This window comes from Amycolatopsis eburnea (assembly GCF_003937945.1).
In the GTDB taxonomy this organism is placed as follows: Bacteria; Actinomycetota; Actinomycetes; order Mycobacteriales; family Pseudonocardiaceae; genus Amycolatopsis; species Amycolatopsis eburnea.
The window spans coordinates 1,233,473-1,247,882 of record NZ_RSEC01000058.1 but is presented as its reverse complement, the minus strand read 5'-3'; the positions used below and the strand labels follow the sequence as shown (position 1 = coordinate 1,247,882).

The following is a 14,410-nucleotide window of genomic DNA, read 5'->3' as shown; positions in this document are numbered from 1 at the left end:
TCATGACGTGGCCGGGGCGCCTCGGGGCCGGACGGGCAGGCTGGACACGGCGTGCATGAAGTCGGCACGCCAGGTCAGCTCGCCGGCCGGAACGGCGAGGTCGAGGTCGGGGTACCGGTTCAGCAGGGCGGCGAACGCGACCTGGGCTTCCAGCCGGGCCAGGGGCGCGCCCAGGCAGTAGTGGATGCCGTGGCCGAAACCGAGGTGCGGGTTCTCGACCCGGTCCAGCCGCAGCCGGTCTGCCTCGGGGAACCGGCTCCGGTCGCGGTTGGCCTGCGCCAGGCCGACGTCGATGGGCGTGCCGGCCGCGACGGTCCGGCCGTCGAACTCGAACGTCTCGGCGGCGGCCCGGTAGGTGGTCGTGGCCAGTGGGGTGTCGAACCGGATGAACTCCTCGATCGCGGTGGGCAGCAGCCCGGGCTCGGCCCGCAGCCGGTTCCACCGCTCGCGGTCCTCGAGCAGCCGGAACACGCCGTTGCCGATCAGGCCGGCGGTCGTTTCGTGCCCGCCGACCAGGAGTGCGAAGACCATCGAGGTGAGTTCGCCGTCGGACAACCGGTCCTGCTCCGCACGAACCGCGATCAGGTCACTGAGCAGGCCATCGCCGGGGTGGGCGCGCTGGTCGGCGATCATCCCCCGGATGACGCCGAGCAACCGGGTCAGCTGGGCGGGCTGCTCGTGTTCCCGGGCAGCGCCGCCGGCCACGATGGCGGTCCACGTGCGGAACTCCTCGCGGCTGTCGGCCGGGACGCCGAGCAGGTCACAGATGACCTGCATCGACAGCGGCCACGCGTACGCCTCGATCAGGTCCAGCGTCTCGGGCCGGTCCATCGCGTCCAGCAGATCGGCCGCGACGCGCTCGACGCGCGGGCGCAACGCCTCGATGCGCGCGGCGGAGAAGGCGGCCGAGACCAGACGGCGCAGGCGGGTGTGGCCCGGCGGATCGAGGAACAGGATCATGCGCAGCATCGCGTCACCCAGTTCCGGGGAGAGTCCCCTCGCTTCCGCGTCAAGGACTTTCGACGTCCGCCGTTCGGACAGCATCCGCCGCGCAGCGTCGAAACCGGTCACCAGCAGGGGCGTCATGGGCTGCTCCTCACCGAATCCAGGTGCCGTGGTGTCTGCCAACGTAAGTGGCGTGCCGGTGCCTCCGATTGGATCTGGGAGCCATGGGGTGGAAGATGCGGGCCACAATGGCGATATGAGCGGGAGTCCGGAACTCGATGAGCACACCGGCAGCTGCGACCGACCGCCGGAATACGCCACCGGCACGGAGCTCGGCGCCCGGGTACGGACCCGCGAGGCCCGGGTACGGGACGCCGTCCTCACCGACTTCCGCACCGCGGTCAGGCTGCGATCAGGCACCACGCAGCGGGCGGCGGACGAGCTGCGGCTGTACGTCGTGCACCGGGGTTCCTGGACTCTGCAGCACTCCGGCAGCCGGCTCGCCCTGCCGGGAGGGCGGTTCACGGTCCGGCGCTCCGCCGGCCTGACCGGCTTCGAGATGAGCCCGCAGACCGCCGGCGCCACCATCGCGCTGCCCGCCGGGGCCATCGGCGGCCACGCGGGCGACAAACCGGTCAGCGGCCCGGCCGTCGCACCCGAAGTACGCCTCCTGCTGGCCCACGCCAGCCTGCTCCACGACACGATCGACGAACTCGCCGGCCACGGCGTCGAAGCAGCCAGAAACGCACTGATCGAGCTGACCCGCGGCGTGGTGCACCACTACGTCGACGACACCGAACCCACCCTGGCCCCCGCGCTGGCCACGGCTGCCCGCGAACTCGCCGATCAGTGGCTCACCCACCCCGAACTGACACCCGGCTTGCTCGCCCGTCAACTGCACGTCTCCATCCGCACCCTGAACCGCGCGTTCGCCGGCACCGGCGAATCCGTCGCCGCCTACATCCGGCGCCGTCGCCTGGAAGAGGCCCGCCGCGCGCTGGCCGCCGGCCGGCCCGTCTCGGAGGTCGCGGCCCGCTGGCAGTTCGCCGACAGCAGCCACTTCATCCGTTCGTTTCGCCGGCGCTACAACCAAACTCCAGCCCAGTACGCCCGCGACCGGTAGCCGAGCGCGGTCGCCGTCAGGAAGTGAATTCGGCGGTGATCGCGCCGATGTTCGCGAACTCAGCGCTAACCGACATTCCTCCGGTCACCGGAATGGACGCGTGGAGCGCGCCGGCAAGCACGAGGTCACCCGGCCGCAAGGAAACCCCGAACTCGGCCAACTTGTCGGCGAGCCAGACAACCCCGCGAATCGGGTTCCCGAGCACGGCAGCTCCGGCAGCCGTCGATACGACCTCGCCGTTGACCGTGAGGACCATTCCGATGGTGCGGAGATCGATTTCCGCGACCGGCGTCACGACTTCACCGCGAACAACCTTCGCGCAAGACGCGTTGTCGGCGATCGTGTCGGCCAAGCCGATCTTCCACGCGCTGATGCGGCTGTCGATCACCTCGATCACCGGAAGCGCGCCCACGATCGCTTCGAGCGCGTCAGCTTCGGTGACGCCTGGCCCGCGCAGTTCGCGGTCCATGAGGAAAGCCACTTCCGCCTCGACCCGCGGCTGGATCAGACCGGACACCGGGATCGGTTGGCCGTCGGCTTGGAGCATGTCGGCGAAAAGGACCCCGTAGTCGGGTTCGTCGACGCCGAGTTGTTCCTGCATGGCAACGGAGGTCAGGCCGACCTTGTGACCGACAACAGCACCGCCGTCTCGCAGGCGGCGAGCGACGTTCAGCTGCTGGATCCGGTACGAATCCGCGACAGTCAGCCCCGGGACCTGCTCTGACAACGGCTCGATGGTGCGGCGGTTCAGCTCCGCATTGTGAAGTTGCGCCGCAAGGTCCTCCAGGCTCGGGGCTGCTGCTCGGCCGGTGTCGACGCTGATGGTCTTCAGCTCGCCGAGCACGGACATCGCCCTGCGCCGAACGGACTGGTGCAGGTCGTCACCGAGATATGCGTTTTTGTCGTCCCAATCGTCGAACGTGAGGATGGCGGCATGGGTGAACGGGGCGGACGACTCCGGAAATCCTCGATTCTCGCTGATCGAGACGTCCTTGACGGCGGGGATGGTGGCGAAACTCCGGATACCCTCCAGAACCTCCTCCACCTCCGCTTGCGGCGAGTCCTTCCGGAACCAGAAGAACATCACGTGGTGAATCACTACGTACTCCACTCCTTGAGACGACGTACCAGCTCGGTGGCGTCGTCACCGACAGGGGTCACCTGGAGGTTGGTCACGCCCGATTCGCGGAAGGCCTCGATCCGTTCCTTGACGTACGAGGCCGGGCCGACGAGGTTGACCCGTTCCAGCAGTTCGAGCGGTACGGCTGCCTCGGCCTCCCGCTTCTTGCCATCGAGGTAGAGCTCCTGGATCCGCCGGGCCTCGTCCTCGTAGCCGTACCAACGAATGAGGTCGTTGTAGAAGTTCTTGCGGCGACTGCCCATACCGCCGATGTAGCGGGCGAACACCGGACGGACGAGGTCGAGGACGCCCTTCACGTCTTCTCCGACGGCCACCACGCCACCGGCCACGATCTCCAGCGGCGCGAGATCCGCGGAGCGTGCGGCCGCTCCGGCGGCGAGCGCGTCACCCCATACCCGAGCGGCGTCCTCGGGCGAGTAGAGGAACGGCAGCCAGCCGTCGGCGTACGACGCGGCGCCCTCGACCGACTTCGGGCCCAGGGCAGCGAGGTAGATCGGGACCGAGGTACGCGGCGGCCTGCTCATCAGCTTGAGCGGCCTGCTCCCGGGGAGCGGCACTTGGAAGGACGGGCCGTCGTGTTCGACCCGCTCACGGCGCAGGGCGGCGCGCATGATCTCCACGACTTCCTTGGTCCGGCCGACGGGCCGGGCGTAGGGCACGCCGTGCCAGCCCTCGACGACCTGCGGTCCGGAGGCACCCAGGCCGATGACGGCGCGGCCGCCGGAGACGCTGTCGAGGCCCGCCGCGGTCTGGGCGAGCAGGGCCGGTGTGCGGGAGTAGACGTTGAGGATCGCCGACCCGATCTCGACGGTCGAGGTGCGCGCCGCGAGGTAGCCCATCAGCGTCGGGGAGTCGAAGCCGTAGCCTTCCGCGACCCACACCGTGTCGAGCCCGGCGGCCTCGAAGGCGGCGACCTGCTCGGCGGCCGCCCGCGGGTCGCCGCCGTGGGTCAGCGTGGTCGACAGCCTCACGACCGGGCCGCGGAGTCGAAACTGGCGCCCAGACCGACACTGGCGCCTCCGTCGACCGGGGTCACCGTGCCGGTCACGTACCTCGAGCCCGGTGAGACCAGCATGGCGGCGAGGTCCGCGAACTCCCGGGACGCGCCGACGCGTCCCAGCGGCACCGTGCTCCCCAGCCGCTCCTTGGACAGCTCGGGCTGACGCTCGATGGTCTTGGCGAGCAGTGGTGTGTCGAAGTAGCCGGCCAGCAGGGTGTTGACGCTGATGTCCTGCGCACCGACCTCGAGGGCGAGGGTCTGCGCGTAGCCGATCACCGCCGACCACACCGTCGTCGGCGCGGCCATGCCGACCGCGGGACGCCGGGCGACCGCCGACACGACGTTGAGGATGCTGCCGCCCTCGGCCGTCATGTGCGGCAGCGTGGACCGCACGGACCTGACGACGTAGAAGAAGTGCCGTTCGAAGGCCTGCTGCCAGACCTCGTCGGTGAGCTCGGAGATCCGCCGGATCGGCGGTCCGCCGTCGTTGGTCACCAGCACGTGGACGGCGTCCCCGAACCGCTCCAGCGTCGAGGCGGTCACCATCTCCAGGTCCGCGGCGCTCGAGCAGTCGGCGGCCAGGCCGAGGACCCGCTCCTCGCCGTACCTCTCGGTGAGCTGCCTCTCCGCCGCGGCGACCTTCTCCGCGCGCCGCGCGAAGAAGGCGACGTGGGCGCCCTCGGCCAGGAGGCGCTCGGCGATCGCGAAGCCGAGCCCGTCGCTGCCGCCGCCGACGATGGCGACCTTGCCCGTCAGTCCCAGGTCCATCACGCCACCCCGATCTCGGCGAGGAAAGCCTCGGCATTGCCCGTGAAGATGTCGTCGAGGACGTCATCCGGATAACCCTGCTCACGCCAGTCGGCGACCAGCCGCTCGTGGCTGAGCATCGGGTAGTCGGCACCGAAGAACACGCGCTTGCGCAGCCGCTTCCCGATCTCGCGCTTGAGCTCGTCGGGGAAGTAGCGCGGGGACCAGCCGTGCAGCTCCAGCCAGACGTTCCCCTTGTGCAGGGCCGTCGCGATCATCTCCGACTGCCAGGGCCAGGCCACCCGGCCCGCGATCACGTTGAGGTCGGGGTGGCGCGCGGCCACCCGATCGACGTACCGCGGGTGGCCGCCCTCCAGGGTGATGCCCATGCCGCCGCGGGTGCCGGCACCGGTCGCCGACATCCCGACGTGCACCAGGACCGGACGGCCTGCCTCGCGGCACAGGTTCAGGCAGGCCGCCCAGCCCGGCTCGTCCGGCGGGCCTGCCGGGGTGAACGAGTGCACCGCCAGTCCGATCAGCCCGGGTCCGTCGCTGAGGCAGCGCTCCAGCTCCTTGACGTGGGCCGGCTGCGTGGGGTCGATGCCGATCCAGTGGCCGAGGACGACGTCGGGGTGCCGGCGCGCGAAGTCGAAGGCGTAGTCGTGCTGCTCCCGGACGGCGCCGGCCTCCAACGTGTAGGTGAAGGCGAAGTCCAGCATCACCCGGGCGTTCGCCGCGCGGAACTGCTCGGCCTGCTCCTCGTCGCTGACGAAGCTCATGCCCCACTTGAAGTAACCCCGCAGGGCTTCGCGGTCCGCCGCGGTCTCATACGGACTGCCGCGCCACCCGCGTTCGGTGCCCCAATGGGAGTGGAAGTCGATCAGGCGGGGGGTCGTGTCTGTGCTCAACGCTGAGGGCCTTTCCTCGATGCTGACGGGTCAGTGGACGTTGCGCGTCGAGTCGCGCCAATAGGGAGCCCGCAGTGCCTTCTTGTCGACCTTCCCGACCGCCGTCTGGGGCAGCGAGTCGACGACCACGACCTGCTTGGGCGCGTACATCGAGCCCTTGACCTGCTTGACGAAGGCCTGGAGCGCGGGCCCGTCGATCTCCTGCCCCGAACGGGCCACCACGAACGCGGCGACGACCTCGCCCCACCGCTCGTCGGGCACGCCGATGACCGCGGCCGAGCTCACCGACGGATGGCCGGTCAGGGCCGCCTCGACCTCGCTGGCGTAGATGTTGAAGCCGCCGGAGATGATCATGTCCTTCTTGCGGTCCACGATGTAGAGCAGGCCCTGGTCGTCCTGGCGAGCGAGGTCGCCGGTGTGGAGCCAGCCGTCCTTGAGCGCCTCGCCGGTCTGTTCGGGCAGGTTCCGGTAGCCGAGCATGACGCCGCGGTTGCGCATGACGATCTCGCCGACCTCGCCAACGGCCACGTCGTGGCCGCCGTCGTCGACCAGCCGGATGCGGTTGCCGAGCACCGGCCGGCCGCAGGAGCCGAGCCGCTCGAGGTCGGCTGTCTCGTGGGCGGCCTTGGGCAGCACGGTCCCGATGCCGGTCGACTCGGTCTGGCCGTAGAGCTGGGCGAAGACCGGCCCGATGCGTTCGCGCGCCTCGGCCAGCCGCACCGGCGACATCGGCCCGGTGGCGTACCAGATCACCTCGAGGCTCGACAGGTCCCTGGTCTCCGGCCGAGCGTGGTCGAGCAGCGCGTAGATCATCGTCGGCATCCCCGTGAAGCAGTTGATGCGCTCCGCCTCGATCACGTCGAAGAAGCGGCCGGGCTCGAAGCCCTGCTCGACGACGACCGTCCCGCCGCGCAGCAGGGTCGGGACGACGCTGAGCACGGTGGCATGGGTGAGCGGCGCCGCGGCCAGGTAGCGCGGCCGGTGCGGCTGCTCGAAGTCCACCAGGTGCGAGAGCGCCAGGTGCGCCATCGCCCGGTGCGGCAGCATCACGCCCTTGGGCCGGCCGGTCGTGCCGCCGGTGTACTGCAGCCACGCGACGTCGGACTCGGTGGCCGGCCCGGCATCGAGCGCTCGTGCGGCGTAGGACTCGCCCTCGGGCAGTCCCCCACCGGTCGGCACCACCAGCAGGTGGCGCAACGAGTCGACTTGGTCGAGGACCTGCCGGCCGTGCTCTTCGAAAGACGCCGACACCACGAGCACGGCCGCCTCGGCGTCCTCGCAGACCACGATGTGGTCCTGCACCGAGGCCAGGGCCTGGAGTCCCGTGAAGCGCCCGCCGAGGAGGTACGTCGCGGCCTGCACGATCCAGGACTCCGGCGTGTTCGGGCTGAGCATGGTGACGCCCACCCCCAGGCCGACGCCGCGCCGGCCGAGCGCGCCCATGTACTGCGAGACCAGGTCCCGCACCTGGGCGTAGGTCAGTCGCCGGTCGCCCGCGACGAACGCTTCCGACGAGCTGTGCCGCGTCAGCGACTGGACGATGAGGTCGCTCAGCGTCGCACCGGCCGAGGCCGCCGACGCTGGCGAAGAGCTCTGGGTAGTGGCGGAGGGAGTCACCCCTGCAGCGTCGGCTCCCGCACCATGGGGCTGCCACCGGTGTTCCGCCAGGAAATACGGCTAACCCGCCGACCTCTCACCCACGGGAGGACCGAGCCGACGAGCGGTAGCGGCCGGGTGTCTGACCGACCAGCTCGGTGAAGGCGTCGATGAAGCTGCTGGGGTTCGACCAGCCCAGCCGGATCGCCGTTTCGGTGACCGAGGCACCGTCGCTGAGCTCGATCAGCGCCCGTTGCGTGCGCAGCAGGGTGCGCCACTGGTGGAAGCTCATCGACAGCTCGCTGCCGAACAGCCGGCTCAGGGTGCGTTCGCTGGCGCCGGTGCGGTGGCCCAGCTCGGCCAGGGTCGCCGGGCTGGCCGGGTCCACGTGGAGCAGGTCGGTGACCGCCTTGAGCCGCCGGTCGTTGGGCTCCGGGAGGCGCAACGGCTCCGGTGCGGCGCGGGCGAGTTCGGCGAGTACGACGTCGATCAGCAGCCGCGCACGGGGACTCTCGAGCGGCTCGCCCTCGCTCATCAGCGCCAGAAAGGCCTCGCGCAGCAACGCGCTCACCACGAAGACCGACGGCTCGGCCGGCAGCTGCCCGGTCAGCGTCACCGGCAGCGACAGCACCCGGATGTCCGTCTCGCCGTACGCCTTGCTGCTGTGCACCGCGAAGGGCGGCACCCACATGATCCGGCTGGCCGGCGCCACCCAGGTGCCCACCTTGGTCGCGGTGACCAGTGCCCCGCGCGCGGCGTAGCGGAGCTGGCCGTAGTCGTGGAAGTGCGGGGCCACGTCGGTGCCGTGGGCCAGCGCCGCCGACAGCGGCGCGTCGTCGGTGCAGAAGCTCGGCTCGCCGCTGGGGTCGGACACGCGATCGAGGCTACCCGCCACTGGCGGGTTGTCGGAAGAACGTGGCGCGATACCGGTGGTACGCCGGGCGCCGCGCACCGCATCGTGGAGACATGGCACAACAGATCAAGTCCGAGGACTCCGGCACGATCGCGGTCTTCGGCGCGACGGGGCGACAGGGCGGGGCGGTCGTCGACGCGCTGCTGAACCACAAGGCCACGGTGCGGGCCCTGGTCCGCGACCCGCGATCCGACCGGGCTCAGGCGCTGGCCGCCCGCGGCGTCGAGCTGGCGGCCGTCCGGACCGACGACCCGGCGTCGCTGGCCGCCGCGCTGACGGCGGTCGAGGCGTTCTCCTTCATGACCCCGGAGGCGAACACCCTCGAAGAGGTCGAGACGGAAATCCGCATCGGCACCGCGCTCGTCGACGCGGCGGTCGCGGCACGCGTCCCGCACGTCGTGTTCAACTCGGTCTTCGGCGCGGACCGGGAGCGGGGTGTGCCGAACCACGACTCGAAGCACGCGATCGAGGAGTACCTGAGGAAGTCCGGCCTCAGTGCCGCGATGGTGCGCTCGGCCCCCTTCATGGAGGAGCTGGCACCGAAGCTGGAGCACGGAGAGATCGTGCTGAGGCTGCCGCTGCCGGAGGACGCCGCCCTGAAGATGATCTCGGTCCGGGACGTCGGCCGGGTCGCCGCCGCACTCCTGCTCGGCATCGCGGAGGCACCCGGCGGAGCCGTCGAGCTGGTCGGCGACGAGCTGACGGGCCCGGAGATCGCCGCGGCGTTCGGTGCGCGTGCCGGGCTCCCGGCACGCTACGAGGCTCTCCCGTTGAGCGTGCTTCCCACCGACCTCGACCGGGCGGTGTTCCGCCAGTTCGCGAAGGCCGCGGAACACCCGTCGGATCTCGCGGTGGTGCGGGCGATCGAGCCGGCCGCCCTCGACCTGGCCGGGTGGATCCGAGCCACCGGCTGGACACGTTGATCTTTCCCCTGGAGCGACTGGAGCAGGAAATGAAGGCGATCACCTACACCGAGTTCGGCGGCCCGGAAGTCCTCCGCCTCGAAGAGGTCGACGAGCCGCACGCCGGACCCGGGCAGGTGCGGCTGAAGGTCGTGGCGGCCGGGGTCAACCCGCTCGACTCCAAGATCCGCAACGGGTTGAGGCCGCAGGTCACGCCACCGTTCCCGGTGACCCCCGGCGTGGAGGCGGCCGGCGTCGTCGACGAGGTCGGCGAAGGCGTGACCGGCGTCGCGGTGGGCGACGAGGTCCTGGGCTGGACCGTCACCGGCGCGTACGCCGAGCACGCGCTGGCCGTCGACTTCGGCCCGAAGCCCGCGGACCTCGGCTGGGACCTCGCCGCGGCACTGCCCGTCGCCGTCGAGACCTCGGTCCGCGTGCTCGACGCCCTCGGCGTCGGCGAAGGCGACACGCTCCTGCTGCACGGCGCCGCCGGGGTGACCGCCGCCGTCGGTGTCCAGCTCGCGGTCACCCGCGGCGCCACGGTCATCGGCACCGCCTCCCCCGGCAACCACGACTACCTGCGCTCGCTGGGCGCGATCCCGGTCGCCTACGGCACCGGCCTCGCCGACCGGGTCCGCGCGGCCGCACCGCGGGGCATCGACGCCGTGTACGACGCCGCCGGGGCGGGCGACCTGGAGATGTCGATTGACCTGCTCGGCGGTACCGACCGGATCGTCACCATCGCCGATCACAAGGCCACCGAGCTGGGCGTCACCTTCTCCGGCCCCGGCGCGCCGTTCGGTTCCCGCCTAGGCGAGTACGCCCGCCTCGCGGCCGACGGCAAGCTCACGGTGCGCATCGCGCAGAGCTTTCCACTGGAGGACGCCGCTAAGGCGCAGGAGCTGAGCGCGAGCGGTCACGCCGGCGGGAAGCTCCTCCTGCGGCCGTAACTCAGCGCCCAGCCGGCTGGGGAGGCACGACGGCAGCGCGTCACGGTCCTGGCGAACCCGGCCGGCTCGTCCGCCTCCGCCGGTCCTGCCTGCCGCAGGTCCCGGGCCCCAGGTCTCGTCGAAGTACACCTCGGCGGTTCGGCGAATCTGTGCAAGCCGTTTTGTCGGTCAACTCGACGAACTTCACCGTGACGTTGCGTCGCTTGCCGTGCAGATCCCGCACGAACTAGGTGAACGCCACGGCGGAACGGCGGGCATTGAGACGATCAGGTGATTCTGGTGCTCGCAGTTTTCCGCCGGCTCCCGTTCCGGCAAAGTCGAACCGCAGCCCGATTCGACTGAGGAGCGCAGCGCGTGCCCTTCAACCCGAACCAGCCCAGAGGCCCGGACGGCAAATGGATCAAGAAAGGCAGCGTTTTCGGCGCGGCCGTCTTGGCGACAGTTGTGGCGGCAGCGAGCGGCGGAGACGTTGTCACTTCGGTCGGCGCCGGGCTCGACGCTGCGACGGCCCGGAGCGTGTCCGACGCGGACACGGCCAACAGCAAGAAGGCCGCTCGGAACGGCGATCGCGCCGAGGCATGGCGGCGGCTGACCGTCAAGGAGATCAGGAAGGAGATCAAGAGCAACCTGCGGTGCGCCGTCCAGTCGTTCGGACAGGTCCAGCAGTTCTTCCTGCGTCATCCGTGCGACAAGCTTGACCAATTGCTGTTCGTCGTGCAGGACAAGAACGGGAACACGATCGCAGGCTCGGTCACGTGGGTGAGGATGCCGTCGACCGAATCAGCCACACAGCTCGGCAGGCTGGAAGACACGTACGGATCCGGTGACGTGACTCCGTTCGCAACGGAGATTCTCGAAGCGGGCGGTTTTCGTTTCACCGGAAAGCACTACCGGTCGCGGCTGGACGGGAAGCTGGTCGTCATCGCCGAAACCGACCCGATCAAAGGCCGTCCATCCGACGCGTTCCTCAAGCAGGTCGCCGACGTCGCGGACGTCCTTCCACCGCCGTAACGCGGTCAGCCTCGCACGAACGCGCCTTCCGGAGACCACCGAAGATCAGTCCTCCTGTTCGCGCGGCTCATCGTGCCGGAGCGAAACGGCAGCCGCGCCGGTCCATGCCTCTACTTGCAACGAGACGCTGACACCTCTGATGCCGGACGCTCCAAGGACGCTTGCCAACGCATCATGGCGCGCCTATATTCGCTACACGATGTAGCGCTACACCATGTAGCGAAACAAGGGAGCGTGATAGCTGATGGCGGGCCGACCTCGCGATCCCGACCTGGAGCAGCGGTTGCTCGCGGCGGCGTGGAGCATCCTCACGGAGGAGAGCTACGCCGCCCTGACGCTCACCCAGGTCGCCGTCCGCGCCGGGGCTCACCGCAGTGACGTGTACCGGCGCTGGCCCACCAAGGTCCGTCTGGTCGCCGACACCCTGGACGTGCATCTCCCGCCCGTGTCCGAGGTCGACACCGGCTCGCTGCTCTCCGATTTCCGGGCCTACGTCGACGATCTCGCCCGGTCGTGGTCGGCGCCCTGGATGGACAGCCTGGTGGGCTGGCTCGCCGATCTGGCCGACGACGCCGAGGCCGAGGCCGCCTTCCGCACCATGGGCCTGCGCCGAGGCGGCTCGCTGAGGTCGTCACTGGAGCGTGCTCTCGAACGCGGTGAGATCGCCGAGATGCCGGACGGCGACCTGGTCAGTGGCCTGCTCGAAGGACCGCTGATGCACGCACGGATGGTGCGGCGCCGTCCTCCCACCGCGGACTTCCTCGACGCCGTGGCGAGCGCGGCGTACCGCGTCATCACGGCCGGGGCGGCAGCGCGATGAGTCAGGTGCACGACCTGTCCGCCGCCGCACAGCTGCGCGCCTTGCGCAGTCGCGACATCTCCGCACGGGAGCTGGCCCAGCACTACCTCGATCGCATCGCCAAGCTCGACGGCGAACTCGGTGCCTTCGTCACCGTCGACCCCGAGCTCGCCCTTCGCGACGCCGACCGCGCAGACGAGCGACTGGCGCGCGGCGAGCACACGCCGCTGGGCGGCATCCCCATCGGCATCAAGGACCTCCACGCGACAGCCGGCCTCGCCACCTCGTTCGGCTCCGCGCCCCTGGCTGGACACGTCCCGGCCGAGGACGCCTGGACGGTCGGGCTGATCCGGCGCGCGGGGGCCGTCCTGCTCGGGAAGACGAACGCCCCCGAGTTCGGCGTGGCCTGCTACACCGAGAACGCCGTCACTCCCGGGCCCGCGGTCACCCCGTACGACACCGGTCGCTACTCCAGCGGCTCCAGCGGTGGCGCGGCGACCGCCGTCTCCGCCGGCCTCCTCCCGATCGCCCACGCGAGCGACGGCGCCGGCTCGACCCGCACTCCGGCAGCCGCCTGCCACCTGGTCGGCATCAAGCCGAGCAGGGGCCTGGTGAGCCTCGCGCCTGCGGGCTCCTTCTTCGCGACGGGCATCGAGGGCCCCTTGGCGAGGACCGTCGAGGACGCTGCCCTGCTGCTGGAGGTGATGGCCCAGCCGCCGTCCCGTGATCTCTACGGGTGGACACCGGACACCAGCCTGGCCCAGGCCGGCCGCAGCCGTCCGAACCGGCCCCTGAAGATCGGGTGGTGGACCGACACCGGTTTACCAGGCGTCGCCCCGCATCCGGAGTCCGTCCGCGCGGTGCGGCGCACGGTCGAGCTGCTGCGCGGCCTCGGCCACGACGTTCGCGAGATCGCCCCGCCTGCCAGGTACGACGAAACGGCGGCCCGCGCGGTCAGCGACATGCTCAGCATCTCGGCCACGATGAGCGTGACGACGCTGGTGCCCGCCGAGAAGCGGGACCAGCTCACGGCCCACACGCGGAACCTCGCTGCCGCCGGCGCGAAGATGACCGGGTCCGACGTGCTGCTCATGCAGGCCGCGCTTGCCCGCTTCGCCGGCGACTTCCTGGCCGGGCTCGACGACTTCGACATCGCGCTCACGCCGACGACCAGCGGGCCCCCGGTCCCGCTCGGCCACTTCGAGGCCGAGGGGATCGAGCGGGTCAATGAGCGCATGCTCTCCTGGTCCTGCTACACCCCGTGGGCCAACCTCACCGGCCAACCGGCCGTGTCGCTTCCCTCCCACCTCGATGACGACGGCCTGCCCCACTCCGTCCAGCTGGTCGGCCGGCTCCGCCAGGACGCCACCCTCGTCTCCCTGGCCGCGCAGCTGGAGCACGAAGGTCTCTGGGATGCCGTCCACCCGCCCCACTGGTTCCGATGAAAGCGAGCACTCGCATGTCAGCAAAGCGCCGCAACGCATCGCCGGCCCCGAGCTTGGACCCGGGCGAGGGACTGACCGAGCGAGCCGTCGTGCTGCCGGACGGGCGGCGCATCCGCACCATCGTCGCCGGCGACGCGGACGGGCCGCTGATCGTCTTCGAGTCCGGGATGAGTGCGCCTGCCGCGACCTGGGTCCACACCCAGCGGGAGCTGAGCGCGCACGCCCGCACGCTTTCCTACGACCGGTCCGGGTACGGCGGCAGCGACGCCGACCCCGCGGACCGCACCCTGGAGCGCTTGGCCGACGACCTCACCACGGTGCTGGACACCGTCGGCGAGACCGCGCCCGTGGTGCTTGTCGGCCACAGCTGGGGCGGGCCGATCCTCCGCCGGTTCGCCGCCGAGCATCCCGAGCGGGTCGCCGGGCTGGTGTTCGTCGACGCCACCCTCGCCGAGGTCATGACTCCGGGAAACATCCGGCTCAACGCTCTCGCCTTCCGCGTCAACACGCTGCTCGCCCGGCTCGGGCGCACCGGCCTGATCATGCGCATGGCCCTCCCCCACGGCTTTTCGAGCGCGATCAGCCTGGAGGATCAAGCGCTCGTCGCGCGGGACTACGCCTGCGTGGCCGCACAGACGACAGGCCGCCGTGAAGGCGCGCAGATCGGTGCCGCGGTACCGCTGCTCGCGCGACTCCAAGCCGCGGGCACACCCGACGTCCCGACCATCTGCCTGCAGGCCGGCCGCGTCGAGCGCGCCACGGCGAAGATCCGTCCACTGTGGAACGGAGCCGCGGAGAACCTGATGTCGGCCGCGCCGCGCGGTCGTGTCATCGTGGTCGAGGACGCCGGCCACCTGATTCCCCAGGAGCAACCGGCTGTCGTGCACGACGCCATCCTCGAAGTGCTCACCGAAGCGAAGCGCGGTTGAG

At 70.7% G+C, this 14,410-nt stretch carries 14 protein-coding genes; 7 read left to right on the top strand and 7 right to left on the bottom strand.

Annotated features, from left to right (window positions below):
* Window positions 1–1,086, bottom strand: a complete 1,086-nt coding sequence (locus tag EIY87_RS30980; RefSeq protein ID WP_191984316.1) for a cytochrome P450 family protein — start codon at window positions 1,084–1,086, stop codon at window positions 1–3.
* Window positions 1,087–1,174: 88 nt separating this feature from the next.
* On the opposite strand from EIY87_RS30980, the gene EIY87_RS48545 reads away from it, so the two are divergent.
* Window positions 1,175–2,068, top strand: coding sequence for a helix-turn-helix domain-containing protein (locus EIY87_RS48545; RefSeq protein WP_225440125.1), 894 nt, complete (start codon window positions 1,175–1,177; stop codon window positions 2,066–2,068).
* A gap of 16 nt (window positions 2,069–2,084) precedes the next feature.
* On the opposite strand, the gene EIY87_RS30970 is transcribed toward EIY87_RS48545, so the two are convergent.
* The 6 genes from EIY87_RS30970 to EIY87_RS30945 form a co-directional block, all read right to left on the bottom strand.
* Window positions 2,085–3,167, bottom strand: a complete 1,083-nt coding sequence (locus tag EIY87_RS30970) for a fumarylacetoacetate hydrolase family protein (protein ID WP_125313343.1) — start codon at window positions 3,165–3,167, stop codon at window positions 2,085–2,087.
* Window positions 3,167–4,180, bottom strand: coding sequence for an LLM class F420-dependent oxidoreductase (locus tag EIY87_RS30965; RefSeq protein ID WP_125313342.1), 1,014 nt, complete (start codon window positions 4,178–4,180; stop codon window positions 3,167–3,169). The genes EIY87_RS30970 and EIY87_RS30965 overlap by 1 nt, the downstream gene beginning before the upstream one ends.
* The gene (locus EIY87_RS30960) at window positions 4,177–4,977 is read right to left on the bottom strand and encodes an SDR family NAD(P)-dependent oxidoreductase (protein ID WP_125313341.1); all 801 of its coding nucleotides are present in this window, start codon (window positions 4,975–4,977) and stop codon (window positions 4,177–4,179) included. Before EIY87_RS30960 ends, EIY87_RS30965 begins: the two co-directional genes overlap by 4 nt.
* Window positions 4,977–5,864: an amidohydrolase family protein gene (locus EIY87_RS30955; protein WP_125313340.1), complete on the bottom strand. Its 888-nt coding sequence runs from the start codon at window positions 5,862–5,864 to the stop codon at window positions 4,977–4,979. Before EIY87_RS30955 ends, EIY87_RS30960 begins: the two co-directional genes overlap by 1 nt.
* 30 nt (window positions 5,865–5,894) lie before the next feature.
* Entirely contained in the window at window positions 5,895–7,481 is a 1,587-nt protein-coding gene (locus EIY87_RS30950; protein ID WP_125313339.1) for an AMP-binding protein, read from the bottom strand.
* Window positions 7,482–7,557: 76 nt separating this feature from the next.
* A complete protein-coding gene (locus EIY87_RS30945) occupies window positions 7,558–8,334 on the bottom strand; it encodes an AraC family transcriptional regulator (protein WP_125313338.1) in 777 nt (258 codons plus the stop codon).
* A gap of 92 nt (window positions 8,335–8,426) precedes the next feature.
* Between EIY87_RS30945 and EIY87_RS30940 the strand changes: the two genes are divergently transcribed.
* The 6 genes from EIY87_RS30940 to EIY87_RS30915 all read left to right on the top strand — a co-directional run bounded on the left by EIY87_RS30940 (window position 8,427) and on the right by EIY87_RS30915 (window position 14,409).
* Complete coding sequence (locus EIY87_RS30940; RefSeq protein WP_225440124.1) at window positions 8,427–9,296, top strand: NmrA/HSCARG family protein; 870 nt, start codon at window positions 8,427–8,429, stop codon at window positions 9,294–9,296.
* Between the two features lie 29 nt (window positions 9,297–9,325).
* On the top strand, window positions 9,326–10,225 hold the full coding sequence (locus EIY87_RS30935; RefSeq protein WP_125313337.1) for an NADP-dependent oxidoreductase: 900 nt from the start codon (window positions 9,326–9,328) through the stop codon (window positions 10,223–10,225).
* A gap of 354 nt (window positions 10,226–10,579) precedes the next feature.
* Window positions 10,580–11,236 carry a hypothetical protein gene (locus EIY87_RS30930; protein ID WP_125313336.1) on the top strand — a complete coding sequence of 219 codons (657 nt, stop codon included), beginning with the start codon at window positions 10,580–10,582 and terminating at the stop codon, window positions 11,234–11,236.
* Window positions 11,237–11,480: 244 nt separating this feature from the next.
* Window positions 11,481–12,056 carry a TetR/AcrR family transcriptional regulator gene (locus EIY87_RS30925; RefSeq protein WP_125313335.1) on the top strand — a complete coding sequence of 192 codons (576 nt, stop codon included), beginning with the start codon at window positions 11,481–11,483 and terminating at the stop codon, window positions 12,054–12,056.
* On the top strand, window positions 12,053–13,480 hold the full coding sequence (locus EIY87_RS30920; RefSeq protein ID WP_125313334.1) for an amidase: 1,428 nt from the start codon (window positions 12,053–12,055) through the stop codon (window positions 13,478–13,480). The genes EIY87_RS30925 and EIY87_RS30920 overlap by 4 nt, the downstream gene beginning before the upstream one ends.
* Before the next feature lie 14 nt (window positions 13,481–13,494).
* On the top strand, window positions 13,495–14,409 hold the full coding sequence (locus EIY87_RS30915; RefSeq protein WP_158641384.1) for an alpha/beta fold hydrolase: 915 nt from the start codon (window positions 13,495–13,497) through the stop codon (window positions 14,407–14,409).
* Window position 14,410: the final 1 nt, after the last annotated feature.